The organism is Pseudarthrobacter oxydans, from assembly GCF_034258515.1.
In the GTDB taxonomy this organism is placed as follows: domain Bacteria; phylum Actinomycetota; class Actinomycetes; order Actinomycetales; family Micrococcaceae; genus Arthrobacter.
The window spans coordinates 36,890-63,220 of sequence record NZ_CP139438.1 but is presented as its reverse complement, the minus strand read 5'-3'; the positions used below and the strand labels follow the sequence as shown (position 1 = coordinate 63,220).

Below are 26,331 nucleotides of genomic sequence, written 5' to 3'. Positions count from 1 at the left end.
TTTCGGATGGAAGTTTCGGGCTCCAGCCCGGCCAGCGGTGCTTGCCCAAGATTCTGGAGAAACACAAACGTTCCGCAGTGCAGTTCACGGGTCCGAAAGCCTCCGCCGTGCGGCGGGGCAGGCTTATGCTTCATCCCGTGAAGAAATTCCGGCAAATGGATCGGAAAGACACCGAGAACCGGAATCCCTTGGCTAATTCGCTTATAGCTACGGCAAGCTGGCGGTTCATGAGCCTGTGCCTGCTCGCCGGGAATCCAGCAATCGCTGGCCACGCCCTGGCCGTCTTGATTCCATGCTGTCAGGTCGACCTGCGAGCATGGAATCAACAGCAAAGAGACCGAAAGGTATTCCGGACACCAGTTTGATCACATGCAGGTACCTGCGGGTCCGCGACGCAATCCGCTAAATCTAGTACCTGAAGGGCGTTCTTGATCTACACCCGTCGAGGGTCTGCATTGTCACGGCCGGTACTGGAGAGACCTTGCAGAGACTACCTTCCTGCCGGAACAGGAGCGGCTGCGGTGACGGTGGCGATGGCGTTTTCGAAGCGTTCGAGGCCGGTGGTGATTTCTTCGGCGGTGACGATGAGGGCGGGGATGAGGCGGACGACGTTGCCGGCGGGCCCGCAGGTGAGTGTGAGCAGGCCGTGGTTGGTGGTGGCCTGTTGGACTGCTGCTGCGGTTGCGGCGTCGGGGGTGCCGTCTTCGGTGGTGAATTCGATGCCTTGCATCAGGCCTTTACCGCGCACGTCGCCGATGACGGGGAAGCGGGCCTGGATGTCTTTGAGTCCGGTCTGGAGCTGCTCGCCGCGGATCCGGGAGTTCTCGACGAGCCCTTCGTCGCGGACGACATCGAGGGTGGCGACGCCGGCGGCGGCAGAGACAGCGTTCCCGCCGTAGGTTCCGCCCTGGGACCCGGGCCAGCCTTTGGACATCAGCTCGGTGGAGGCGGCTATGGCGGAGATCGGGAACCCGGAGGCGATGCCCTTGGCGGTGATCAGGATGTCCGGGGTTGCGGTGGAGTACTGGTGTCCCCAGAACTTGCCCATCCGGCCCACGCCTGCCTGGACTTCATCGAAGATCAGCTGGATGCCGTGCCGGTCGGCGCGTTCGCGCAGTCCTTCCAGGAACGCCGCCGGGGTGGGCAGGTATCCGCCGTCACCGAGGGCCGGTTCGATCAGGAACGCTGCAGTATCGTTAGGCGCGGTCCGGGTCTGGAACAGGTAGTCCAGTTCCTTCAACGCGAATTCCACCGCGGCCGCCTCATCCCAGCCGTAGCGGTAGGCGTACGGGAAGACGGACATGTGCACCCCGGACATCAGGGGGGAGAAACCGGCAGAGAACTTCGTTCCGGCAGTGGTCAGCGACGCCGCCGCCACCGTCCGGCCATGGAAACCGCCCTGGAACACGACAATGTTCGGCCGGCCCGTGGCCATCCTCGCCAAGCGGATCGCGGCCTCAACGGCCTCCGATCCGGAATTGGCGTAAAACACCGAATCCAGGCCTTCGGGCAGTACCTCACCAAGCTTCTCGGTCAGCGCCAGCAAGGGCTTGTGCATCACCGTGGTGTACTGGGCGTGGATGATCTTCCCCACCTGCTCGCGGGCAGCCTCCACTACCCGCGGATGGCAATGACCCGTGCTCGTCACACCGATGCCGGTAGTGAAATCAAGATACGACTTTCCATCAGTCGCATGAATCCAGCTGCCAAGGGCATGATCAACAACCAGCGGGGTCGCTTGCTTCAGAAGAGGGCTAAGAGAAGTCATGCATCCAATGATGCGCATCACATCATCCTATTGTCAACAATCAAACGTTAGAGCGTTGTTGTTGCTGCTCCATCCCGCCAGATTTGTGTGATTCCTCCCACAGGGTTACATTGTAGACAATCTACTAAGCCCCATTGGAGGTGTGCTTTGCTCTTCAGCGAAGAGGAGTACGCGGCGCGTCTAGCTGGCGTACGGTTGCGGATGGAAAAGCAAGGCTTGGGCGCCCTGCTGGTCACTGATCCAGCCAATATTTACTATCTCACTGGCTACAACGCCTGGTCCTTTTATACCCCGCAGCTGGTTTTCGTGCCGGCGAGCGGACCCATGCTCCTCTTTACGCGGGCAATGGACGCCGGTGGCGCCTTCCGTACCACATGGCTTCCCCAGGACTGCATCATCGGTTACCCGGAGCAGTACGTACACCGACCGCATGTCCATCCTTTCGACTGGGTGGCCTTCGCCCTGCGTGAGCGCTTCCTTATAGCCCCGGCGGCGAAGGGGTGCGTGGGCCTGGAAATGGATTCCCATTTCTTCTCCCCCAAGGCCTACCGCTCCTTGCTTAATGCGATCCCGGAGTGGACCCTGGTGGACAGCTTTGAGCTAGTCAACTGGGTCCGCTCGATCAAGTCCCCGGCCGAGATCCAGCTGATGCGCGGAGCGGCGCAGGTCTGCATGGCAGCCATGCAGGCCGCCGTCGAGACGATCGATGTGGGCGTCCGTCAGTGTGATGCCGCCGCAGCCATCAGCGAAGCCCAGATCAAAGGCGCAGGAGGGGTAGGCGGGGACTACCCGGCCATCGTGCCTATGCTCCCCACAGGCGAAGCAGCGGACACCCCTCACCTGACCTGGAGCGAGGACCGCTTCGAGGCGAATCAGGCCGTGGTCATCGAACTGGCCGGTGCCCACAAGCGCTACCACACACCCCTGGCGCGTACCATGGTGCTCGGCAAGAAGCCGGAACGTCTGGAAAAGCTGGCGGACGCCGTCGCGGACGGCCTTAACGCGGTGCTGACCGAAGTGCAGCCCGGTGTCCCCGTCCGCGAACTGGCACGGGCCTGGAACTGGACATTGGCCAAGTACGGCCTGGAAAAGCCCTCCCGCATCGGTTACTCGATTGGCGTCGGTTATCCGCCGGATTGGGGCGAGCGCACCATCTCCATCCGCTCCGAGGATGAATCCATCCTTGCGGAGAACATGACCTTTCACTTGATCGGCGGCATGTGGATGGATAACTACGGCTACGAACTCTCAGAATCCATCCGCGTCACTGCCGACGGCGTGGAAACCTTCACCAGCTTCCCCCGCGACCTCATCCAGAAAGGCGCCTAGCCATGACGATCAACCACTTTGGGACCCGTTTCCCCGCTGCCCCTCCCTTAGCAGACCGAGCTGTCGGCCTGGTCGGTTCGGTCATCGACTCCAGCACGTCCCTGTTGGCAGCCCAGACGCATGACATTGTCCGGTTTGCCATGGGCTCGCCCGCTGACGAAGCCGTGCCGCTGGAAGAATTCCGGGACATCGCCGACAAGGTCATGGACCACAGCTCCCTGACCTACGGCGCCACCGAAGGCGAGCCGGTGCTGTTGAAAGCCCTCGTGGAGTACCTGGCTGGCACCTCTGACCCTACCGTCGAGGAGCGCGTCACGATCACCGCCGGCGGAATGCAGGGTCTTGACTTGGCCTGCAAGATCTTCATCAACCCTGGCGACCTGGTGATCGTTGAGAGTCCTACCTACACCAACGGCAGCGGCACCGCCCTGAGCTACGGGGCCGAGCTGCTTGAGGCGCCTATGGACCAGAACGGTCTCATCGTCGAGGCCCTTCCGGATCTGGTAGCAGCTGCTGGCCGTACCCCCAAGGCCATCTACACCATTCCCAATTTCCAGAACCCGTCCGGTGTCACCCTCTCGCTGTCCCGCCGCCACCAGCTGCTGGAGCTGGCCCACGAGTGGAATGCCGTCATCATCGACGATGACCCGTATGGCCTGCTCCGTTTTCAGGGTGAGGACCTGCCCTCCTTCCAGGCATTGAGCCCCGGTGATCCACTGCTCTTTTCCGTCCGGACGTTCTCCAAGATCCTGGCCCCGGGGCTGCGGGTGGGCTGGGTTGACACTGATCCGTCCCTGCGCCAGTTGGTTATCAATGCCAAGCAGGCGATGGACACCTGCACCAACGTCCCTGCCCAGCACATCGTGGCCGAATTCATCCGCCGCGGCGGCCTGGACAACCATCTTGCCGGCCTGCGCTCGGAGTACAAGAGGCGTAAGGACGCCATGCAGGAAAGCCTGCACCGCAACCTCGGCAGCAGGATCACCACCACTGACCCCGAAGGTGGATTCTTCCTCTGGCTCACCCTCCAGGGCGAAGACGCGAGGATCAACACGAGCAAGCTCTTCGAGACGGCGCTGGCGGAGGGAGTCGCTTTCATCCCTGGGCCGGCACTGTCCGCCAGCGGAAAATTTGGGGACGCGCTGCGGCTCTGCTTCGCGTCCACCACTCCCGAGCGGGCAGAGGAAGGCATCATCCGCCTCCGCCGTGCGATGGACCGTGAGCTTGCGGCCCTGGAAGAGGGAGCCAGCGCGTGAAAACCGCTGCTCTCGGGCAGGATAGCCAGCAGGATTCTGCGGGCAAGAACCTCGAACAGAAGGTCCTGGACCTAATAAACGAAGCGGAGCTCGTCTCACTGACCACAGCGCTGGTGGCAGCCGGCGGCGAAAACCCTGGTGGCACCGAAGAAGCAACAGTGGCGGTCATGAAAAGCTTTAGCTTGGATGCAGGCCTTGACGTGTCGGCCGAGACCGTCGCGCCGGGACGTCCCAACTTCACCGCCGTCCTGCCGGGCGGACCTCAGCCGGGGCTGCTGTTTCTGGGCCACTCCGACGTGGTGCCCGCCGGTAGCGGTTGGGAGCAGCCGCCGTTTGCGCCGTACGTGCGGGACGGACGGCTGTTCGGCCGCGGCTCCACGGACATGAAGGGCGGGTTGGCCGCGGTCCTTATAGCTTTGAAGGCCCTCAAGGACGCGGGCGCGGAGTTGCGCGGCAACGCCGCGCTGGCCTGCACTGTGGACGAAGAGGACTTGGGTATTGGCATTCGGGCCTACACGCCGGCAGCGCTGGCGGATCCTCATTTTTCCTACTCAGGGTGCGTCGTCGCCGAACCCACCGACCTGGAAACGGTTATCGGTTGCCGTGGCGACAGCTATATCGAGCTAAAAATCACTGGCAAATCCGCACATTCGGGGCGTCCCGCTGATGGGCGCAACGCCATCGACTCCGCGGCGAGGATTCTAGATCTGGTCCGCGCGGATCACGCCCGACTCCAATCGGCAATGGATCCGCTCCTTGGTGCCGGAAGCTGGAACACAGGCCTCATCCGCGGCGGCACGGGAACATCCATGGTGGCAGCCGAATGCACCGTCTCCCTGGACCGCCGGCTCATGCCCGATGAGAACGCCCAAGTGATCCTTGACCAGCTCCTTGGCCAGATCAACGGCGCAGGCATTGATACGGACGGCATCACGGTGGAAGCAAAGGTCACCATGGACATGCCGGGCTTCCGCACCCCTGAGGTCCACCCCCTGGTGGCTAACTCAGTGGCCGCCCTGGCCGATGCCGGCGTGGACAGTGCCGTGACGGGCTGGACCGCAGCCTGTGATGGTGGCTTCATTGCCCGTGACCTCGGCGTCCCCACCATCGTTATGGGGCCCGGCGGACTCAACGACCAGGCCCATCAGGTCAATGAATCAGTGAAGATCGCAGAGCTTGTGGCGGCGGCCCGCGCCTATGCACTCATGTGCCTCCGGCACGGGCATAGCTGACGTAAAACGAAGAACGGCCGACGGCATGTAGCGCCCTCGGCCGTTCTTTGTCGTTTCTTGGGGGTGTCTATTCAGAGTCCTCAGCGCGGCTGTAGGTCAACGTCTCATCCCGGGCACCGCCCATCCAGATATCCTGGCAAGCCGCCGCCATCTCATCCAGGCCTTCAACAATGGTGGCAAAGACGTTTCCGGGAACCCAACCCGTGTCGCCGTTGAGCAGCAGGTTGTTCCGCCCGTAGAAAACGGCGAGGTCGACGATGGTCTGGACTTCATCAGTCCCTGAGTCCGCCTCATACCCGTGCGAAGGCGTCTTCAGGTCATTGGACGTGAACGTGAAGTAGCAGACGTCGCCGGGAATCGGCGTCACCGTGGTGTTCTCGGCGCCGGGCTCCTTAGGAGCGAAAGCCGGGACGAGGTTGTATATCTCATTACGGGCATACTTCCCATGGAATACCTGGCTGCTTAGTGGTAGAGCGTCCCAGACTGCATTGCTCGTGCGGGGCGCAACGTCGTCGAGTAGGACCGCCTTGCAGGTCACTCCCCGCTTCTCGAGAGTGATGTTGATGTAACGAGCCATGTTTCTGCCTGTCTTCCTTTAGTGCACGCCGCAGGGTGCACGGTGCTTATATAGGTCGCGTTGAGACTATGTGGGTAGGATCACAGTTGTCAACAATCCTACCAAACTGCCTTGGTGTCCAAAAGATGCGCTAGGGCTCGCGGCGGTGTACTATTGTCAACAATCTACCTCGTACATGTAAGGCGATACTCATGCTCCACGGCAAACAAGTGGCATACGACAGGGTCACGGGCAGCGGCCGCGTGAAGCGGGGCATGGCTGAGATGCTCAAGGGCGGCGTCATCATGGACGTCGTCAACGTCGAACAGGCCCGCATCGCCGAGGACGCCGGTGCCGTGGCGGTCATGGCGCTGGAACGCGTTCCGGCCGATATCCGCGCCCAGGGCGGCGTGTCCCGCATGTCGGATCCGGACATGATCGACCAGATCATCGATGCCGTGTCCATCCCGGTCATGGCCAAGGCCCGGATCGGCCACTTCGTGGAGGCCCAGATCCTGCAGTCCCTCGGCGTGGACTACATCGACGAGTCCGAGGTCCTGACCCCGGCCGACTACGTCAACCACATCGACAAGTGGAACTTCAAGGTTCCCTTCGTCTGCGGCGCCACCAACCTCGGTGAAGCACTGCGCCGCATCAACGAGGGTGCCGCCATGATCCGTTCCAAGGGCGAGGCCGGCACCGGCGACGTCTCGAACGCCACCGGCCACATGCGCCAGATCCGTTCCGAGATCGCCAAGCTCGCCGCCCTGCCCGAGGACGAGCTCTACGTCGCGGCCAAGGAACTGCAGGCACCGTACGAACTGGTCAAGGAAGTTGCCGCCGCCGGCAAACTTCCCGTGGTCCTGTTCACCGCCGGCGGCATCGCCACCCCCGCTGATGCTGCCATGATGATGCAGCTCGGCGCTGACGGCGTGTTCGTCGGCTCCGGCATCTTCAAGTCCGGCAACCCGGCCCAGCGCGCCGCCGCCGTCGTCAAGGCCACCACCTTCTTCGATGACCCCGATGTCATCGCCAAGGCCTCCCGCGGCCTCGGCGAAGCCATGGTGGGCATCAACGTCGACGAAATCCCGCAGCCGCACCGCCTCGCCGAACGCGGCTGGTAACCCCCTTCATGTTCGAAAGGACATACGTGTCTACCACAGAATCAGTCCACGAGGACCCGCTGCACCCGGCGCCCGCCGCCCCTTTCGCCTTTCCGCCTTCGTCGGAGTTCGCTGCGAACGCTGTGGTCACCGCGGATGAGTATCAGAAGGCCGAGGCGGACCGGCCGGCTTTTTGGGCACGGCAGGCGCGGGAGCTGCTGACCTGGAGCAAGGATTTCGACGAGGCGCTGGACTGGTCCAATCCGCCGTTCGCCAAGTGGTTTGTGGGCGGGGAGGTCAACGCCGCCTACAACGCGCTGGACCGGCACGTGGAGAACGGCCGGGGGGACCGGGTGGCCATCCACTTCGAAGGCGAACCGGGTGACACCCGCACCTACACCTATGCGCAACTGACCGATGAGGTGAAGAAGGCAGCGAACGCGTTCGAGTCCCTCGGCGTCGCCAAGGGCGACCGGGTTGCCGTTTACCTGCCGATGATCCCCGAAGCGGTGATCACGCTGCTGGCGTGCGCCCGGATCGGCGCCGTGCACTCGGTGGTGTTCGGCGGGTTCTCCGCCGACGCGCTGCGTTCCCGCATCGAGGATGCCGAGGCCAAGCTCGTGGTCACCGCGGATGGCACGTACCGCCGTGGCAAGCCCAGCGCCCTCAAAACGGCCGTCGACGACGCCCTTGCGCGCCCCGGCCATACAGTGCAGAACGTCATCGTAGTTCGACGTAATGAGCAACCAATTACATGGGTTATGGGCCGGGACCAATGGTGGGCGGACACCATGGAGGCCGCCTCCACCGAGCACACAGCGGTGGGCCACGATTCCGAGCACCCGCTGTTCATCCTCTACACCTCCGGCACCACGGGTAAGCCCAAGGGCATCCTGCACACCACCGGCGGGTACCTCACCCAGACCGCCTACACGCACAGGGCGGTGTTCGACCTGCACCCCGAGACGGACGTGTACTGGTGCACGGCCGACGTCGGCTGGGTCACCGGCCACTCCTACGTCGCGTACGCGCCGCTCATCAACGGCGCCACCCAGGTGATGTACGAGGGCACCCCGGACTCCCCGCACCAGGGCCGCTGGTGGGAGATCGTGGAGAAGTACAAGGTCTCCATCCTCTACACCGCCCCTACCGCGATCCGGACGTTCATGAAGTGGGGCAGGGAGATCCCGGACAAGTACGACCTCTCCTCCCTGCGCGTCCTTGGCTCCGTGGGCGAATCCATCAACCCCGAGGCCTGGATGTGGTACCGGAAGGTCATCGGCGGGGACAAGGCCCCCATCGTGGACACCTGGTGGCAGACCGAAACCGGGGCCCAGATGATCGCCCCGCTGCCCGGGGTCACGGCCACCAAGCCGGGCTCCGCGCAGGTGCCCCTGCCGGGTATCGCTGTTGACGTGGTGGACGAGATGGGCGAATCGGTTCCCAACGGCCACGGCGGGTTCCTGGTGATCCGCGAACCCTGGCCCGCGATGCTGCGCGGCATCTGGGGAGACCCGCAGCGGTTCAAGGACACCTACTGGTCCCGCTTCGAAACCATGTACTTCGCTGGCGACGGTGCCAAGAAGGACGAGGACGGCGACATCTGGCTCCTGGGCCGGGTGGATGACGTCATGAACGTCTCCGGGCACCGGCTCTCCACCACCGAAATCGAATCCGCCCTGGTCTCCCACCCGGCCGTGGCCGAAGCCGCCGTCGTCGGGGCAGCGGACGAAACCACCGGCCAGGCCGTCGTCGCGTTCGTCATCCTTCGCGGTGACGCCGTGGATTCCGGGCATGAGATCGTCCAGGAACTCCGGAACCACGTGGGTAAGGAAATCGGGCCCATCGCCAAGCCCAAGAACATCCTGGTGGTCCCGGAACTGCCCAAGACCCGGTCCGGCAAGATCATGCGCCGCCTGCTCAAGGACGTCGCAGAAGGCCGCGACCCCGGCGACGCCACCACCCTTTCCGACCCCACGATCATGCAACAGATCGCGCAGTCACTCAGGAAGTAAGTGCGCGGAAAGGACCGGTAATAGGGCAGGTTGGTGCCGACCTCTGAATTAGCGACGCTCAGGGGGTGATGGGAAGAAGTAGACCTCCGGAGGCAATAGGTTTGTGGCGAAATCCCGTTCCACATAGGGAGCGGATCCATGTCTTACGTTGGCACGCGCCCGCCTCTCACGTCGGCACACGCCACAGCGCTGCCAATTCCAAAGTGCCACCTGCGACTGGCCATGGTTTCACGGAGTGCTGTGCTCCAGAACTTTTGGGAACCAGTTAGGGGCTGCGGCGAAAAAGGAGCTCTTCCACCAAACTGAACAGCAGGAGCCGGGCATGCCGACACCGCTGATGATCCCCCGAGCACTGCTGTTGCCAGGGACTTGCGGCCCCCTCGGAGAACAGGCTCCGCCAGTAGCATCATGTGGGCACCTGCCCCTCAGGTGGAGGCTATTTTGTAACGTACCCCAGTTTTTTGTCTACCTGGTTGAGAAGTGGCTCGCTTTGGAGCCAGCGATCCAGATTCGCTGCGAACTGGTCCGCGAGGGTTTCTCGCCAGCCCACGACATCTCCGCACATATGAGCGGAAATATGGACGTTGTTCATGCTCCAAAAAGGATGGTCGTCTGGCAGCGGTTCGACGTGAAAGACGTCCAGTGATGCCGCACCAATACTGCCGGCCCGGAGGGCTTCCACCAAAGCGTCTTCGTCCACGAGGGCACCCCGCCCCACGTTCACAACATGGGCGGAAGGCTTCATCGCAGCCAGCACCGAACTGCTCAGGATCCCACGGGTATCCCTGGTCAAGGGTGCAATCAGCACCAGGTGGTCTGCCCAGCTGGCGTGGCTGACGAGGTCCTCGCTGGCCACTACCTCGTTGAAGTCCGCGTCGTAGCTGCGCACAGTTCGTCCCGCGCCGATAACATTCAGGCCCACCGCTTTCAGCAGCTTGGCAGTGGCCCGGCCGATTCCCCCGGTACCAACGATCAGGGCGTTCTGTCCGGCAGTCCGCTGGACCTCGCGGTGCTTCCAGACCTTCTGGTTCTGCAGATCTTTACTGGTATGCAGTTGCTTGTCATGAGCAAGGATCGAGGCGAGCACAAACTCTGCAATTGATCCATCGAAGGCCCCGTGGGCGTTGGTAACTAAAACCTCCGAATTCCGCAGCTCGTCAAAGAGCAGCGAATCCACGCCGGCAGCCGCGACATGCACCCAGCGCACCGAGTCAGCATGCTCCCAGGCGTCACGCAATGCAGTGGAGAAGAAGTCCCAAAGGAATAGGACCTCCGCTCCGGGCAGTGCCTCGGCCAGCCCAGCTGCATCGGTCGTAACCACATCGGCGCGCGATCGAAGGGTCTCCAGATTATGGGGAGGAACAACGCCCTCCGCCGTCAGAATAACGATCTTTGGGCGGGGCGTGTTGGCTGGCTTGGTCGTTGTATCCACCTCTTCACCCTAACCCAATCTGCCGATTGTTGACAATAGGATGATGTGATGCGCATCATTGGATGCATGACTTCTCTTAGCCCTCTTCTGAAGCAAGCGACCCCGCTGGTTGTTGATCATGCCCTTGGCAGCTGGATTCATGCGACTGATGGAAAGTCGTATCTTGATTTCACTACCGGCATCGGTGTGACGAGCACGGGTCATTGCCATCCGCGGGTAGTGGAGGCTGCCCGCGAGCAGGTGGGGAAGATCATCCACGCCCAGTACACCACGGTGATGCACAAGCCCTTGCTGGCGCTGACCGAGAAGCTTGGTGAGGTACTGCCCGAAGGCCTGGATTCGGTGTTTTACGCCAATTCCGGATCGGAGGCCGTTGAGGCCGCGATCCGCTTGGCGAGGATGGCCACGGGCCGGCCGAACATTGTCGTGTTCCAGGGCGGTTTCCATGGCCGGACGGTGGCGGCGGCGTCGCTGACCACTGCCGGAACGAAGTTCTCTGCCGGTTTCTCCCCCCTGATGTCCGGGGTGCACATGTCCGTCTTCCCGTACGCCTACCGCTACGGCTGGGATGAGGCGGCCGCGGTGGAATTCGCGTTGAAGGAACTGGACTACCTGTTCCAGACCCGGACCGCGCCTAACGATACTGCAGCGTTCCTGATCGAACCGGCCCTCGGTGACGGCGGATACCTGCCCACCCCGGCGGCGTTCCTGGAAGGACTGCGCGAACGCGCCGACCGGCACGGCATCCAGCTGATCTTCGATGAAGTCCAGGCAGGCGTGGGCCGGATGGGCAAGTTCTGGGGACACCAGTACTCCACCGCAACCCCGGACATCCTGATCACCGCCAAGGGCATCGCCTCCGGGTTCCCGATCTCCGCCATAGCCGCCTCCACCGAGCTGATGTCCAAAGGCTGGCCCGGGTCCCAGGGCGGAACCTACGGCGGGAACGCTGTCTCTGCCGCCGCCGGCGTCGCCACCCTCGATGTCGTCCGCGACGAAGGGCTCGTCGAGAACTCCCGGATCCGCGGCGAGCAGCTCCAGACCGGACTCAAAGACATCCAGGCCCGCTTCCCCGTCATCGGCGACGTGCGCGGTAAAGGCCTGATGCAAGGCATCGAATTCACCACCGAAGACGGCACCCCCGACGCCGCAACCGCAGCAGCAGTCCAACAGGCCACCACCAACCACGGCCTGCTCACACTCACCTGCGGGCCCGCCGGCAACGTCGTCCGCCTCATCCCCGCCCTCATCGTCACCGCCGAAGAAATCACCACCGGCCTCGAACGCTTCGAAAACGCCATCGCCACCGTCACCGCAGCCGTAACCGTTTCCACTGGATCCTGAGCCCCGCCATGATTGATGCTGTTCGCTCCCCCGCAGGACCGGCAACGGGTACCCGCCGGACCGGTGCACCAGTTGCCGGTTCCCCTGCTGTGCTAGCACGTCTGGCATCGGCAGGCGTGGCCGCCGACAGCTCGCCGCGCCGCCTCGCGGAATACTCATATGACGCTTCCAACTACCGGGTAGCACCACTTGCCGTAGTGTTTCCACGGACGGTTGAGGACGTCGTCGCGGTTGTTGCTGCCTGCCGTGAAACCGCAACGCCGCTAATTGGGCGCGGCGGCGGGACCTCCATGGCCGGCAACGCCATGGGTCCAGGCGTGATACTGGACTTCTCCCGGCACATGAACGTTGTCCACGAGATCGACGAAGCTACCGGGACCGTAAGCGTCGACCCCGGGGTGGTGCTCGCCGTCCTCTCCCGGGAAGTGGAAAAGGCCACTGGCAACCGGTACACCTTCGCCCCGGACCCGTCCTCCAAGAACCGCGCCACCGTGGGCGGCTCTCTGGGCAATGATGCGTGCGGCAACCACTCCGTCCGCTATGGCCGGATATCTGACCACGTAGTGGAGATCGATGTCGTCACCTCCGACGGCGCCCGCCTGACCGCCACCGCCACGGGGTTGCGTGCCACCGATCCTGAGGACAATGCCTCGGCAGCACGTGCCGGTGCATTGACCGCCTCCTTTAAGCAACTGGCCCACAGCCACTTGTCCGAGTTCCGCCTGGAACTCGAACGGATCCAGCGGCAAGTCTCCGGCTACCACCTGGCCAACCTGCTCCCGGAAAACGGGTTCAACATCGCTCGCGCCCTCGCAGGTTCCGAGGGAACCTGCGCCATCATTGTGGGCGCGCGGATGAAGCTCGTCCCAAAACCAGCCAGCGCCCTGCTGGTGTGTTTGGGTTATGCGGACGTCGTCGACGCTGCCCGTGACATCATGACTATTCTGGAGTTTTCCCCGGCCGCCGTCGAAGGTATCGACGAGGCGATTGTGGACACTATGCGTTTCCGCCGCGGCAAGGGCTCAGTAACGGGCTTGCCCGAAGGAAAGGCCTGGCTGTACGTGGACCTGGACGGCGAGAACCCGGGCCAGGTCCGGGCAGAAGCTGACCGGTTGTTGGCACGGCTCAGGGAAAACGGCCGCCTGGTGGATGGGCGCATGGTGCCGGACCTCCAGGAACGAGCGGCTCTGTGGCGGGTCCGCGAGGACGGCGCCGGGCTCTCCGCTCGCCTCTCCACGGGTGGTGAGTCCTGGCCCGGGTGGGAGGACTCGGCGGTTGCCCCTGAGAACCTCGCGGACTATCTTTCGGACTTCCGCGAACTCCTGGCCCGGCATGATCTGACGGGCGTTATGTACGGCCACTTCGGTGCCGGTTGCATGCATATCCGTATCACCTACGACCTGCGCACGCAGGCCGGCCGCGCCGTATTCCGCGGCTTCACCAAGGAAGCTGCCCAACTGGTGGTCCGCCACGGCGGCTCGCTCTCCGGCGAGCACGGCGACGGCAGGGCACGCTCGGAATTGCTGCCGCTGATGTACTCGCCGCGTATGCTGGCAGCCTTCGCCACATACCGGCGCACCTGGGACCCGGCACAAATCCTTAATCCCGGGTCCCTCACCGAACCTGACCCCATGGACGCCAACCTGGCGCTCCAAGGCATCCCCGAGCGGCAGTGGCGCACCACCTTCGACCTTCGCCCCATCACAGCCGGTGGCGGCTCGACCACCGAGACCGATACGCCCGAAACCTCTACCGGCAGCGGGACGGATCCGTGGATCCACGCGGTTCAAAGCTGCATAGGCGTAGGCCGCTGCCGCACGGACGCGGGCGGCGTGATGTGCCCCAGCTACCGCGCCACGAAGGATGAGAAGGACTCCACCCGTGGCCGGTCCCGGGTGCTTCAGGAAATGGTCCGCGGCGCCCGCACCATGGAGGAAGGTTGGAAGTCCGAGGAGGTCCGCGAGGCCCTTGACCTATGTTTGTCCTGCAAGGCCTGCTCCAGCGACTGTCCCACGGGCGTTGACATGGCCACCTATAAGTCCGAGTTCTTCTCCCATTACTACAAGGGCAAACTCCGCCCGATGTCCCACTTCTCACTGGGCTGGCTTCCCCGGTGGCTTAAGATCACGGGCCGCACCGCGCCACTTGTCAACGCTGTGATGTCCACCCCACTGGCCAAGGTCGCATCCGCCCTGGGCGGACTCACCACCCGGCGGGCAATGCCACGCTTCGCCGGAGCAGGCGAGTGGCGCCGCGAAGTAGCGGCTGCCGGCATCGGACCAGTAACAAACTCCAACGGCGGCATTGCTCCGGCCGTCAACGGTGTTGTGCTGTTTGTGGACACGTTTACCCGCGGGTTCCGTCCGGAGGTGGCTGGTTCCGCTGCTCGCGTCCTGGCCGGTGCAGGTTCTGTGGAATGCTCAGCTGACGCATGCTGCGGCCTGACCTGGATATCCACCGGTCAGCTGGACACCGCCAAAAAGCTGATGGCCGAGGCAGCGGTGGCATTGGATGACGGGACCGATCGGCCCATCGTGGTGGTGGAACCCAGCTGCGCGGCGGCGCTGCGCAAGGACCTTCCCGAACTGGTCCACACGGACCAGGCCCGCCGGGTTGCTGCCCGGGTGCGGAGCTTTGCGACACACATCGAAGAGCTCGCCCAGGCAGGTTGGAAACCGGCGTCGACCCAACCCCTTCCGGAGCAAGTGGTGCTGCAAACGCACTGCCATGAATACTCCGTGTTCGGAGCCGGCGTTCAGCGCGCTGCACTCAAAGCCGTGGGTGTAGACAGCGTAGTGGATGCCACCGGCTGCTGCGGCGTGGCCGGCAACTTCGGCTTCGAAAAGGAGCACTACGACGTCAGCATGCTGGTGGCAGAGCAGGCGCTGGCCCCGGCCTTGCGCCAGACCGACTCCAATACCGTGATCCTCACGGACGGATTCTCCTGCGCCATGCAGGTAAAGCAGATTGATAACTCCAGGCCGGGCCGTCACCTTGCCCAACTACTGGACCCCGCCGAAAAATCGGCAATGAACTCCGAGCACAGCCACCAGCCACTCCCTTCCAACCTAGAAAAGGATCCATCATGAGCATCCAGGCAGCCGCCTCCCGGACCTCGCAAAAGGCGCTCGACGCCGTCGCCAAGGTCAGCACGAACCTCTACATTGACGGAGAATGGGCCGAAGCAGCTTCCGGTGCCCGGTTCAATGTCATCAATCCCGCTACCGAGGAAGTCATCGCCAGTGTCGCTGACGGGGGCCCCGAAGACGCACGCCGTGCCATTGAAACCGCCGGACGTGCACAGAAACAGTGGGCCAAAACCGCGCCCCGGGAGCGCAGCGAGATCCTGCGCCGTGCCTTCGACCTGATCATGGCCCGCCAGGACGAACTTGCTTTAATCATGACCACGGAAATGGGCAAGCCCTTTGCTGAGGCCAAAGGCGAGGTGGCCTACGCCGCTGAGTTCTTCCGCTGGTTTTCAGAGGAAGCTGTCCGTATCGGCGGAGATCTGACCACCACCGGCGACGGCAAGAACCGTATCCTCGTCTCGAAGGAACCCGTCGGACCTTGCGTCTTGGTGACGCCATGGAACTTCCCGTTGGCTATGGGCACCCGAAAGATCGGCCCCGCAATCGCCGCGGGCTGCACCATGGTCTTCAAACCGGCCAACCTCACGCCGCTGTCATCGCTGGCGCTGGCGGACATCCTGATAGAGGCCGGCCTGCCCAAGGGCGTGCTGAACGTGGTAACCACCACTAATGCCTCTGACGTGGTGACACCATGGATGGAAAGCGGCATTGCCCGCAAGGTCAGCTTCACCGGATCCACCGGCGTGGGCATTCGTCTTCTGGAACAGGCTGCCAAAAACGTCATGCGCTCCTCAATGGAACTGGGCGGGAACGCACCCCTCATCGTGTTTGAAGACGCCGACCTGGACCGCGCGGTGGAAGGTGCGTTCGCTGCCAAGATGCGGAACATGGGTGAGGCTTGCACCGCCGCCAACCGGATCTTTGTCCAGCGCTCCGTTGCAGCCGACTTCTCCGCCCGCCTCGCCAAGCGCCTGGGGGATCTGAAGGTGGGCGACGGCGCAGTGGAAGGCACGGACGTCGGACCCCTGGTTGAGGAGAAGGCGCTGAACAAGGTCCAGGAGCTGGTCGATGATGCCGTTTCCAAGGGCGCCACCGTGGTCTGCGGCGGTTCCCGTCCCGAGGGCAACGGCTACTTCTACTCCCCCACAGTGCTGTCCGATGTCAGTTCCGACGCGGCTCTGATGAGCGAAGAAATCTTCGGCCCGGTGGCTCCGGTCATCCCCTTCGACACGGAAGAGGAAGTGGTCCGGCTGGCCAACGACACCCCGTGGGGCCTTGCCAGCTACGTATTCACCCAAGACCTGGACCGCGCCTTCCGCGTCGGCGATGAACTTGAGGTGGGCATGGTGGGTCTGAACACCGGTATCGTGTCCAACCCGGCAGCTCCGTTCGGCGGTATTAAGGCCTCCGGCCTGGGCCGCGAAGGCGGCAAGGTCGGCCTGGATGAGTTCCTGGAGATCAAATACATGGCCATCCCGCGCGTCTGACCGCAGCCTCTAAGACCTTTCCAATAAAAATTCCAACCCTCTCTTCATCCGCAGCCCCACCTGACGGCTCTCTCACCTTTCCTCACCAATGGAAAGCTGAGAGAGCTTTGGGTCGAAAGGTGCGAGAGGGTTAATACGTCGATTCTGGTTCCACGCACCTACTACGCATAGACGCAGTGGCCAGCAGGAGGAAACGAAATGAGTGATCTGACCGATCTGACAGCGGCTGAGCTGTTGGCGGGCTACCGCGAGGGCACGATCTCCCCTGTGGATGCCACCCAGGCTGCCCTTGATGCCATTGAAGCGGCGAACAAGGACGTCAATGCTTTTGTCTCGGTTGAAGCCGAGACGGCATTGCAGGAAGCACGCGAATCGGAAGGGAGGTGGCGCAAGGACCAGCCCCTGGGACCCGGTGACGGCGTCCCGACCTCCATCAAAGACATCTTCTACACACGCGGCCGTCCCACGCTCCGCGGCACCAACCTCATTAACGCCGACGCAGCGTGGGACCAGGATGCGCCTTGCGTTGCCAGGCTGCGGGAGACCGGTGCCGTGCTGATCGGCAAGACCACTACCCCGGAGTTCGCGTGGAAAGGCGTCACCGATTCGTTGCGGCACGGATCCACCGGGAACCCCCGGGCGGCAGGCCTCACATCGGGCGGCTCGAGCGGCGGCAGCGCCACTGCCGTTGGCCTGGGCATGGGCCCCTGGTCCGTCGGGACTGATGGCGGGGGCTCTGTCCGCATCCCGGCCGCCTTCACCGGGACGGTTGCCATCAAGCCGACATATGGCCTCGTTCCCATGTTCCCGGCCAGTCCGTTTGGCACCTTGGCACATGCAGGCCCCATGACCCGCACCGTGGAAGACACGGCATTGCTGCTTGACGTCATTACGGGCTTTGATGCACGTGACTGGTCAGCCCTTCCTACGCCTGCCAGGTCCTTCCTTGAGGGCCTTAATGACGGCGTGAAGGGCATGCGGATCGCGTTTTCACCCACGCTGGGATTTGGCACCAACGATCCGGAAGTCGAGCGGCTGGTCAGGGCTGCAGTTGACGTACTGGCCAACGCCGGCGCGATCATCGAGGAAGTGGATCCGGGTATTTACGATCCCGTTGAGGCCTTCCATGTCCTTTGGTTCGCCGGGGCGGCGAAGGTCCTGGAGGCTTACGGCCCGGACGCCATCACCAAGGTGGATCCCGGGCTGCGCCGCTCCATTGAGGAACAGGGCGATCTGACTGCCTCGGACTTCCTGGACGCCACCGCCGTGCGGATGGATTTGGGAGTGAAGATGGGTTTGTTTCACGAGACCTACGATCTCCTGCTGACCCCGACACTGCCCATAACGGCCTTTCCCCGGGATAGGGATGCACCTGAAGCCTGGCATTCTCCGAACTGGACCAGCTGGACGCCGTACACGTACCCGTTCAATATGACTCAGCAGCCCGCCATCAGCGTCCCTTGCGGCTTCACGGAAGCAGGATTGCCCGCGGGGCTGCAAATCGTCGGCCCACGCCACGCGGACCGCAAAGTGCTCCGCGCCGCGCAAGCGTACGAGAAGGCAGCCGCTTGGGGCACGGAGCGCCCCGCACGCCCCCGAGCTCACAGCACGAAGTAGCTCAGCCCAAGAAAGCCCCCCGTTGGTTCCTGGTTCAGGAACCAACGGGGGCTTTCTGCAGTCGACGATCATCATGCCATGAACTACTCTTCCAGCCGAGGCGGGGCAGGGTTGCTTTCGTGATCGCGGAAAATTTTCATGTTCCGCCGCGGTGCTCGGGCGGTCTCCGGCACTTTCCCGACTGTGACAAGGCCCACAAGACAGGCAGCCACTATGTAGTCCGGCGGCTTCAGGACGTTCCCTGTGGCAATGATCAGAAGGCCATTGACATCTGGCCCGTTCCGCCAAGAGCGCCCGCGCCAACGTTGTTGTGGCACTGAAGCGATACACGGTGGCGAACACAGTGGAGAAAGCGTTCAGCAGGTGCTAGCACTGGGACAAATGCCACCGCTGGCTTCCTGGTTTAGGAATCAAGGGGGCTTTCTGCTGTCCGGCCCATCGTGAGGTGGGTACCCTTCCAGCCGATGCGGATGGTACCACCCTTCATGATTCCTAGAGCGAGAGCTTTCATGTTCCACAGCGATGCTTCGGCGATCTTTGGTGTCTTCCAGACCGCGACGAGGCCAACCAGGAAGACAGCGTTATGTCCTCGACGGCTTCAGGACGAGCGAAGCTGGCGTAGCACCCGGGCCGGCCCATAGCCCGGAAGTTGTCAGCAGGTACAGGAACCCAGACGAAAGCCCCCGTTGGCTCCTGGTTCAGGAACTAACGGGGGCTTTCTAAAAGCCTGCCCGGTCGTGAGTGGACTACCCTTCCAGCCGGCGCGGGATGTGCACTTTTTTGATCCCGGGAATTTTCATGTTCCGCAACGATGTTCCGGCGGTCTCCGGCATCTTCCAGACGGCCACGAGGCCCACCAGGCAGGCGGCCATCATGTAGAACGCTGGCATCAGAACGTTCCCTGTGGCATTGATCAGGAGTTCGTTGACCATGGGGGCAGTTCCACCAAAGAGGGCCGTGCTGACGTTGTAGGTGATGGCGAAGCCGGCGTAGCGCACCTGGGTGGGGAACATTGCCGGGAAGGTGGCCGAGATGGTGGCCAGTTGCGGAAGATACAACAGGCCCAGGACGGCGAAGCCAAGCATCGCAAACCAGAAGCCATTGGCCATGATCATGTACATGGGGATGGCTAGGACGAACAGACCTGTCAGCGAGAAGAACCACATCGGCTTACGCCCGATCTTGTCTGAGCGGGCACCGGCCAAGGGGATCATAAGCATCATGGCCAATTGACCGACAAACATCAGGGTCAGCACAGTATTGGCATCCATACCCACCGTTCCCTCAAGGTAGGTGGGCATGTACGTGAGCAGGGTGTAGTTGACCAAGTTCAGCGGAATGACAAGGCCGGCCATGATCAGCATTGGACGCCAGTAGTTGCGGATCAGGTCTTTCAGGGCAGTGCTGGTGGCCGGTTCCAGCTCGCCGCTGGCCTCTAGTTCACGGAAGACTGGAGTGTCTTCAAGCTTGTTCCGCAGGTACATGCCGATGATTCCCATTGGGCCTGCAATAAGGAACGGCAGCCGCCAGCCCCATTCGGTCATGGCGTCGTTGCCCAAGATGAGGCTGCAGAGCAGGACAATAAGAGAGCCCAGGGCGAAACCGCCCAAAGTGCCGAACTCGAGGAAGCTTCCGTAGAAGCCGCGCTTCTTGTCCGGTGCGTATTCGGCCATAAATGTAGCAGCGCCGCCGTATTCACCGCCGGTGGAAAAGCCTTGGAGCATGCGCAACAAAATCAACAGGGCCGGGGCCAGCCAGCCAGCCATCGAATGAGTCGGCAGAAGTCCGATCGCGAACGTTGAACCTGCCATCAGGATGATGGTCAGCGCCAGGACCCGTTTGCGTCCGATTCGGTCTCCCAAGGGACCCCAGAACAGCCCACCAAGGGGACGTACCAGGAACGACAGTGCGAAGGTGGCCAGCGTCCATACTGTTCCCATAGCGCCTTCGCCCGGGAAAAAATTGGCAGTTATGTAGGTTGCTGCTACTGCATAGACGCCGTAATCAAACCATTCGGTGGCGTTGCCCATAGCTGAGGCCCCGATGGCCCGGTGAAGTACCTTCTTGCCTTCCCGGGACGTTTCGTCTGGACCTGTGAACCCCGCGCCGGCGCCGTTGCCGGCCCCGTGTGGTTGTGCGTTAGACATGACAATCCTCGATAGAGAGCAAATGTATCGCTCATCACACTACCCCTAATGTCCCATTGTTGACAATAGGAGATTTCGAGGACGTGCCCGCGGTCGCGGTGGTTCAACGGAAACGCGGCGTTAGCGTATTTCAGAAGGGGATCGCGGACGAGGATGGTAGCGAGGCCAGTGCGAGTGAGCGGACAAGTTAGTCGTACTTACTCGAGCTCGTGCTCGTACTGGTTATGACGGTTGCTGCCGGGGAACTTGCCCCGGATATCGCCGGGCGAAGCCGGCTTATCCTCGCCCTGCTCATGACGAGGGATCCGTGTATTCGTTCGCGGGACGGCGCGGACGTGTTGCGGTCTAAGCAAGAGGCAGATCCAAGAAGCGCGCCGCCCGCCACCCTGAGGAGTCCCGAGCTGGAACGTCTGCATCAGGAGACAGGACCATTGTGGGCGGAAGGGGGTGCGGCTTGGGCATTACGGGCTGGAGGGCACAAAGCCACGGTGAAGGTACGGGTCCTGGTCGCTTTCAAGGGTGGCTTTCCCTTCCGAGTTCTGCTGGAAGTCTCAGGCCTTGCCCGGTCCGCAAGCGGAAGCCATGAACATTCCTTTACAGTGTCGCCAGCAACCACGACAGCAAACTGCATGACGTAACCGCCGCCGGCTCATCCAACAGCTGTCCGGCAAGCAACATTTGAACCCACTCACTGCTGCAGGATTGCCCCAGAAGGTGTTCTTGCCAAACGTCTCAAGCCGGTTCAGTAGAGAACTCAGACCCTTGGTGTTTGCTCACCTCAAGAGGCGGCGCGTACTTTCAGGGAAATGTCGGGAGGCCTGGAGAACGCCTAGGGGATCAGCCGCATCAGCGCGTCGTCCATGTGCTCCGCCATGAGCTTTTCGGCAAGGTCTGCATCCCCCCGGGAGATGGCCTCCGCGATGCCCTTATGCTCAGCGATGCGCCGATCAGCCGTATGGTAGGTACTTTTCAGGGCATTAAGGCACATCCGCGTCTCAGTCAGGAGAGTGTCGTGCATCCTCTTGAGGCGGGGACTGCCGGCAAGTTCAACCAGGAGGGCATGGAAGCTCATGTCCGCTTCGGTCATGGCTTCGCTGTTGGGGGAATCCGCCGTGTCCTCCATGGCGTGCACTGCTTCCATTAGCTTGGCCGCATTGCCCTCAGGATTCGTGCTGGCCACGCGGCTGATGGCGGCGGCCTCAACTGCGGTTCGGGCCAAGTACACATCCCGGAAATCGTCCTCGTCCATGGTTACGACAAAGAGACCCCTGTTCCTGTGGCTGACCAGTAGTCCTTCCTGCGTGAGCCGCTGCATGGCCTCCCGCAGGGGGCCCCGGCTGACTCCCAGTTCCTTGGCGAGCTCGGCTTCACCAAGTTGAATGCCGGGAGCGAAATCGCCACGGGCAATTGCCTCACGGATCCGACGGGCAATAATTGCCGGCGTGGACTCCTGCACGACCGGGTCCAGGGCTCCCCTTTTCATTCGGCTCTCCATCCCTTGCTGCAGTGAACTCCACCAGACTTCTGGCTAGAGTCATCAGTGGATTCGCTGATGCGTACCCATGTCTTATAGTTGACAATTTAACATTTTACTCCGCGTGCAGCGAAGTAAGGAGCGCCTGGTTCAGACCGTAGCGCAATATCTTCCGATTGTAGACAATCGAACGTATGCTATTCGTGCAGTGATGGACACACCTTCTGCCCCTGATGCGCTACGAGGAGACACGATGACAACCGTTGGAATGCTTTACCCGGGTCACAGCGCCGAAGATGAATACCCTTACCTTGAATCGGTCCTCGGTAAGGACGTCCATCTTCCTGTGGTCCATACCTCTGTGGGCGGACCCGATGAAATTACCACCCACGAGGTCCAGGCCCTGCTGGACCTTGGCAAGCCTGAACGGCTGTTGGAGGGCGCCAGTGAGATCTCGCGCAAGTACAGTCCCGATGCTGTCATGTGGGCATGCACCTCTGGCAGCTTCGTTTTCGGCTGGGAGGGCGCGCATCAGCAGGTGCGCGAAATTCAGGACGTCATCGATGTTCCGACGTCCTCCACTTCGTTGGCCTTTGCGGCGGCATTGAAGCACCTGGGCATCTCCAGGGTCTCCATTTCTGCGACCTATCCCGATGACGTTTCCCGCCACTTCGTGAAGCTTCTCGGTCATCAGGACATCCAGGTCCTGGACCTTGCCTCTCATGACATCGCCTCGGGCGAGGACGCCGGCGAGCTTGACCATGACGGGGTGATCGAGCTCGCCCGGAGCGCGAACGCCCCTGACGCCGAAGCAGTCCTGATCCCGGACACAGCCCTTCATACCGTTCGCTGGCTCAACGAGCTGGAGTCAGTCCTTGGAAAGACCGTTCTGACCGCCAATCAAGTGACTGCTTGGTATGGATTGCGGCTCGCTGGCCGGTCTGTGCACTCGGACCAATTGGGCACACTGTTCCGCAGCAGTTGATTCCGGCAAGCAGAAGGCCTCCTGACCGTCAGTACAACGGTGAGGAGGCCTTCTTTGCTAGGGCGGATGCAGGATTATTCTCTGGGCGCCGCCAGGAGGGCCTGGCCTGGCCCGACGGCGTCACGGCCGAGCAGCCGCAGCGCGCTCCACGCCGTGACCTGGTTAGCGGTGATCACGGGCTTTCCAAGTTCGCGCTCCATGTACGCGATGACGTCATAGGTGGGCAAGTTTGTGCAGCTGACAAAAATAGCCTCGGCGTCCGGTGCATCCGCCTTGCGGATCAGCTCGCAGGTGGCGGCATATGGGACCTTCCATATATTCCGGTCCAGCCCCAGGCCCTTTTGGGAGACTACGGACTTCCCGCCTTGTTCAAGAAAGGATGATAGGCGAGTGGTCAGCTCCGCAAGGTAGGGCGTAGCCACGGCCACCTTTGATACGCCCAATGCATCCAGAGCCATTAGTAGGCCTTCGGATGTGGTGATCGCGGCCGGGGCGCCGGCGGCGGCCATGGCGCTGGAAAGGTTCCTGGCGCCCTCTACCCCGTGGACAAAGCTGCCGGAGGTGCAGGCGTAAGTAACTACAACCGGGCTAATAGCCATCACGCTGCGGACCGCATCCTGAATTTCGGCCAGATCGCTGATTTCTTCTGCCATGTCCAGGCCTACGGGCTCGTCGTAGTACGGGGTGCGGGTAAAAATGAGGTTCACCCCCGCGGGCATCCAGCGCCAAAGTTCATGGTCGAGCGCCATATCGAAGGGGCACACGACGCCGATGTCGTGCCACGCCTGGGGACCCGGCGGATCAGCAACGGGCGCCAAAGTTGAGTTGGGTTCGAGTGTCATACACCACTTTCTCACGTTTGTTCTATTGTCTACAATGTCTGCTTATGGATAAAAAACAAAACACACCCCCGCAGCTGCCTCCCACCCCAACTCCCGCCGGAAACTACGTGCCCGTGCGCGAGCTGGGCGGAGTGCTTTACACGGCCGGCCACACCTCGGCTGTACAAAACCATCTGGAATACAGCGGGCGTATCGGCGAGGAGCTCACGGTTGAGGAAGGGCAGTGCGCGGCCGCCACCGCGGTACTGAACTGCCTGGCGTCGCTTGCCGCCCACGCCGGGGGGCTGGACCGTATCGGGGAGATCGTCTCAATGACCGGCTATGTGGCTGCCGGAAGCAACTTCACCGATCACCCGCTGGTCATGAACGGGGCGTCGGAGGTGTTGGTTTCCTATTTCGGAGAGCAAGGTCGTCCCGCCCGCGCAGCTGTCGGTGTGGCCAGCCTTCCCGACGGTGCACCCGTGGAGATATCGCTGATTGCCAGCCTCCGCAACGCCTGACTCAGTGCTGCAGAACAGCCCGAAGAAAACTCCTGGTCCGCTCCTGCTGTGGGTCCTTGAAAATCTGAGCCGGCGGCCCGCTTTCCACGGCGGCGCCGTTGTCGAACATCACGACCCGATCCGAGATTTCCTCCGCAAAGCGCATCTCATGCGTGACCATAAGCATGGTCATGTCCGTGGTGTGGGCCAGGTTCCGGATCACGTTCAGGACTTCACCGATGAGTTCGGGGTCCAGCGCTGATGTGGGCTCGTCAAAGAGCAGTACTTTCGGCCGCATCGCCAATGCCCGGGCAATGGCTACGCGTTGCTGCTGGCCGCCGGACATCTGCGGTGGGGTGTGGTTCATGTGCTTGCCCAGGCCCACCAGGTTCAGCAGCTCCGCAGCGCGTTCGCGTGCCTCGGCTTTGTTCATGCCGAGAACGTGGATAGGTGCTTCGATGATGTTTTCCATTGCAGTCATATGCGGGAACAGGTTGAACTGCTGGAAGACCATGCCAATTTTCTTGCGGGTCTCGCGCAATTGTCTGGTTTCCCTGACTTTTTGGCCGAGGCTGACGTCCCAGAGGGTGTCCCCATCCACAGTCACTTTTCCTTCGCTGGGGGTTTCGAGTGTCATCAAGATACGAAGGATGGTGGTTTTTCCCGAACCGGAAGGGCCGATGATGGACACTTTCTCTCCGGGTGCGACATCGAAGTTGAGTGATTTCAGGACATGGTTCGTTCCCCAGTTCTTGCTGACATTTTCGAACCGAATGATGGGATCCGGAGGCAGAGCAACGCCCGAAGTCCGGGGTTGGGGTTCAGTGCTGGGGCGCATAGCGCCGCTCCAATCTATTGACGAGCCGGGAGGCTGGGTAGCTTACTGCCAGGAACAGCAGAGCTGCGAGGGTGAGTGGCTCCAGATAACGGAAGTTGGAGCTTCCAATTGCCTGGGCGGTGGCCATAAGTTCAACCACGGTAATTGCGGATAGGACTGCTGAATCCTTGAACATCTGGATGAGGTAGTTGCCAAGCATCGGGACGACGGTGCGGATTGCCTGCGGCAGGACAATTCGGCCCCAGGTGCGGGTCCCGGGAAGGCTTAATGCTGTCGCCGCTTCCCACTGCCCCTTGGGGACACCTTGGATGCCGCTGCGGTAGACCTCGGCCATATAGGCGCTGTAGTTCACGCCGATCACCACGATGCCGGTTGTGAGTGCATCGAAGCTTATGCCATAGGAAGGGAGCACGAAGAAGGCAACGTAGGCCTGCACCAACAGTGGAGTACCGCGGACAAACACGACTAGGAAGGCAATGACCTTTGACAGCACGGGAATGGCAAGCCGTCGGAGAACAGCGAAGACAAGACCGAGCCCGGCTGCGAGCAGAGTTCCCACGACAGTTATATGGACCGTGGTCCACAGCCCCTGCAACAGGATCGGGAGTATTGATATCGCAAACGCATTATCCCAAATCATGCTGCACCCACCTTCATGAGAATGTTTTCCTTTTTCTGCAGAGTCAGGGCTTTGCGGTCAAGCGCGAAACGCTTCTCCAGCCAAGCTGTGAGCAGAGTCAGCAGGTAGGACAAAACAAAGTACATCACCAGGATTGTGGTGAAGATTGCAGTCGTCTGCCCAGTCGTGCTTCGAATCATCTGGGCGCTAAAGGTCAGATCCGCTACCGTGACCAGTGAAACGAGCGACGTGTTCTTCAAGAGGTCCACCATTACATTGCCAAACGGTGGGAGCATGGCAGGGATGGACTGCGGGATGATGATTCTGCGAAGCCTTAACGCGGGTTCCATGCCCAGGGCAATGCAGGCTTCTGTCTGCCCCTTGGCTCGGCTGGCGATGGCACCGCGGACCACTTCGGCGGCATAGGCCCCCTCGTTGAGGCCCAGTGCCAGGACTGCAGCTGTCAGCGGGTGGAGCTGAATTCCGAAAAACGGCAGTGCGAAAAACAACCAAAACATCTGCACCAGCAGGGACGTTCCGCGGAACACCTCAATGAAGACGCCGGCAGGCCACCGGAGGATTCGGTGCCGGGACAGGCGGGCCAGACCTGCGGCGAAGGCTACTACCAAGCACAGTGCACCCCCAAGCACCGTCACCATCAGGGTAGTTAGCAAACCCTGCCACAGCAGGGGCGCGTACTCGATAACAGCATTCACTCG

At 62.0% G+C, this 26,331-nt stretch carries 20 protein-coding genes; 11 read left to right on the top strand and 9 right to left on the bottom strand.

From position 1 onward, the window contains the following. Positions 1 to 490 precede the first annotated feature (490 nt). Complete coding sequence (locus tag SMD14_RS00265) at positions 491 to 1,768, bottom strand: aminotransferase class III-fold pyridoxal phosphate-dependent enzyme (RefSeq protein ID WP_321214882.1); 1,278 nt, start codon at positions 1,766 to 1,768, stop codon at positions 491 to 493. Positions 1,769 to 1,915: 147 nt separating this feature from the next. Here SMD14_RS00265 and SMD14_RS00260 point away from each other — a divergent pair, with 147 nt between their 5' ends. The 3 genes from SMD14_RS00260 to SMD14_RS00250 are packed head-to-tail and all read left to right on the top strand — an operon-like array spanning position 1,916 to position 5,585. Next, positions 1,916 to 3,097, top strand: a complete 1,182-nt coding sequence (locus tag SMD14_RS00260; RefSeq protein WP_321214881.1) for a M24 family metallopeptidase — start codon at positions 1,916 to 1,918, stop codon at positions 3,095 to 3,097. 2 nt (positions 3,098 to 3,099) lie between these two features. After that, positions 3,100 to 4,353, top strand: a complete 1,254-nt coding sequence (locus SMD14_RS00255) for a PLP-dependent aminotransferase family protein (protein ID WP_321214880.1) — start codon at positions 3,100 to 3,102, stop codon at positions 4,351 to 4,353. Beyond that, positions 4,350 to 5,585 carry a M20 family metallopeptidase gene (locus tag SMD14_RS00250; protein WP_174182171.1) on the top strand — a complete coding sequence of 412 codons (1,236 nt, stop codon included), beginning with the start codon at positions 4,350 to 4,352 and terminating at the stop codon, positions 5,583 to 5,585. The genes SMD14_RS00255 and SMD14_RS00250 overlap by 4 nt, the downstream gene beginning before the upstream one ends. A 67-nt stretch (positions 5,586 to 5,652) precedes the next feature. On the opposite strand, the gene SMD14_RS00245 is transcribed toward SMD14_RS00250, so the two are convergent. Then, complete coding sequence (locus SMD14_RS00245; RefSeq protein WP_174182169.1) at positions 5,653 to 6,162, bottom strand: DUF3830 family protein; 510 nt, start codon at positions 6,160 to 6,162, stop codon at positions 5,653 to 5,655. 191 nt (positions 6,163 to 6,353) lie between these two features. On the opposite strand from SMD14_RS00245, the gene pdxS reads away from it, so the two are divergent. Both pdxS and acs read left to right on the top strand, forming a co-directional pair. Beyond that, entirely contained in the window at positions 6,354 to 7,265 is a 912-nt protein-coding gene (gene pdxS / locus SMD14_RS00240) for a pyridoxal 5'-phosphate synthase lyase subunit PdxS (protein ID WP_321214879.1), read from the top strand. Between the two features lie 59 nt (positions 7,266 to 7,324). After that, positions 7,325 to 9,259: an acetate--CoA ligase gene (acs, locus tag SMD14_RS00235; RefSeq protein WP_409339734.1), complete on the top strand. Its 1,935-nt coding sequence runs from the start codon at positions 7,325 to 7,327 to the stop codon at positions 9,257 to 9,259. A gap of 436 nt (positions 9,260 to 9,695) precedes the next feature. Here acs and SMD14_RS00230 read toward each other — a convergent pair whose 3' ends face one another. Next, a complete protein-coding gene (locus SMD14_RS00230) occupies positions 9,696 to 10,691 on the bottom strand; it encodes a D-2-hydroxyacid dehydrogenase (RefSeq protein WP_321214877.1) in 996 nt (331 codons plus the stop codon). Between the two features lie 66 nt (positions 10,692 to 10,757). Between SMD14_RS00230 and SMD14_RS00225 the strand changes: the two genes are divergently transcribed. From SMD14_RS00225 to SMD14_RS00210, 4 genes are all read left to right on the top strand, one after another. Further along, positions 10,758 to 12,035, top strand: a complete 1,278-nt coding sequence (locus tag SMD14_RS00225; RefSeq protein ID WP_321214876.1) for an aminotransferase class III-fold pyridoxal phosphate-dependent enzyme — start codon at positions 10,758 to 10,760, stop codon at positions 12,033 to 12,035. Between the two features lie 8 nt (positions 12,036 to 12,043). Continuing rightward, entirely contained in the window at positions 12,044 to 15,124 is a 3,081-nt protein-coding gene (locus SMD14_RS00220; protein WP_321214875.1) for an FAD-binding and (Fe-S)-binding domain-containing protein, read from the top strand. After that, a complete protein-coding gene (locus SMD14_RS00215; protein ID WP_321214874.1) occupies positions 15,121 to 16,611 on the top strand; it encodes an NAD-dependent succinate-semialdehyde dehydrogenase in 1,491 nt (496 codons plus the stop codon). Before SMD14_RS00220 ends, SMD14_RS00215 begins: the two co-directional genes overlap by 4 nt. Before the next feature lie 198 nt (positions 16,612 to 16,809). Continuing rightward, positions 16,810 to 18,228, top strand: a complete 1,419-nt coding sequence (locus SMD14_RS00210) for an amidase (protein ID WP_321214873.1) — start codon at positions 16,810 to 16,812, stop codon at positions 18,226 to 18,228. A gap of 746 nt (positions 18,229 to 18,974) precedes the next feature. Here SMD14_RS00210 and SMD14_RS00205 read toward each other — a convergent pair. Both SMD14_RS00205 and SMD14_RS00200 read right to left on the bottom strand, forming a co-directional pair. Next, positions 18,975 to 20,375 carry an MFS transporter gene (locus SMD14_RS00205; RefSeq protein WP_321214872.1) on the bottom strand — a complete coding sequence of 467 codons (1,401 nt, stop codon included), beginning with the start codon at positions 20,373 to 20,375 and terminating at the stop codon, positions 18,975 to 18,977. An 829-nt stretch (positions 20,376 to 21,204) separates the two neighbouring features. Continuing rightward, positions 21,205 to 21,858, bottom strand: a complete 654-nt coding sequence (locus tag SMD14_RS00200; protein ID WP_321214871.1) for a GntR family transcriptional regulator — start codon at positions 21,856 to 21,858, stop codon at positions 21,205 to 21,207. Between the two features lie 244 nt (positions 21,859 to 22,102). Between SMD14_RS00200 and SMD14_RS00195 the strand changes: the two genes are divergently transcribed. Next, a complete protein-coding gene (locus SMD14_RS00195; RefSeq protein ID WP_321214870.1) occupies positions 22,103 to 22,834 on the top strand; it encodes a maleate cis-trans isomerase in 732 nt (243 codons plus the stop codon). Positions 22,835 to 22,908: 74 nt separating this feature from the next. On the opposite strand, the gene SMD14_RS00190 is transcribed toward SMD14_RS00195, so the two are convergent. Continuing rightward, positions 22,909 to 23,676, bottom strand: a complete 768-nt coding sequence (locus tag SMD14_RS00190) for an Asp/Glu/hydantoin racemase (RefSeq protein ID WP_321214869.1) — start codon at positions 23,674 to 23,676, stop codon at positions 22,909 to 22,911. Positions 23,677 to 23,720: 44 nt separating this feature from the next. Between SMD14_RS00190 and SMD14_RS00185 the strand changes: the two genes are divergently transcribed. Further along, on the top strand, positions 23,721 to 24,176 hold the full coding sequence (locus SMD14_RS00185) for a RidA family protein (protein ID WP_321214868.1): 456 nt from the start codon (positions 23,721 to 23,723) through the stop codon (positions 24,174 to 24,176). A 1-nt stretch (position 24,177) separates the two neighbouring features. On the opposite strand, the gene ehuA is transcribed toward SMD14_RS00185, so the two are convergent. From ehuA to ehuC, 3 genes are read right to left on the bottom strand one after another with little or no spacing between them, the layout of a single operon-like run. Next, positions 24,178 to 24,993, bottom strand: coding sequence for an ectoine/hydroxyectoine ABC transporter ATP-binding protein EhuA (gene ehuA, locus SMD14_RS00180; protein WP_217432732.1), 816 nt, complete (start codon positions 24,991 to 24,993; stop codon positions 24,178 to 24,180). Further along, entirely contained in the window at positions 24,977 to 25,633 is a 657-nt protein-coding gene (gene ehuD, locus SMD14_RS00175) for an ectoine/hydroxyectoine ABC transporter permease subunit EhuD (RefSeq protein ID WP_321214867.1), read from the bottom strand. Before ehuD ends, ehuA begins: the two co-directional genes overlap by 17 nt. Then, the gene (gene ehuC / locus SMD14_RS00170; protein ID WP_321214866.1) at positions 25,630 to 26,328 is read right to left on the bottom strand and encodes an ectoine/hydroxyectoine ABC transporter permease subunit EhuC; all 699 of its coding nucleotides are present in this window, start codon (positions 26,326 to 26,328) and stop codon (positions 25,630 to 25,632) included. The genes ehuD and ehuC overlap by 4 nt, the downstream gene beginning before the upstream one ends. Positions 26,329 to 26,331: the final 3 nt, after the last annotated feature.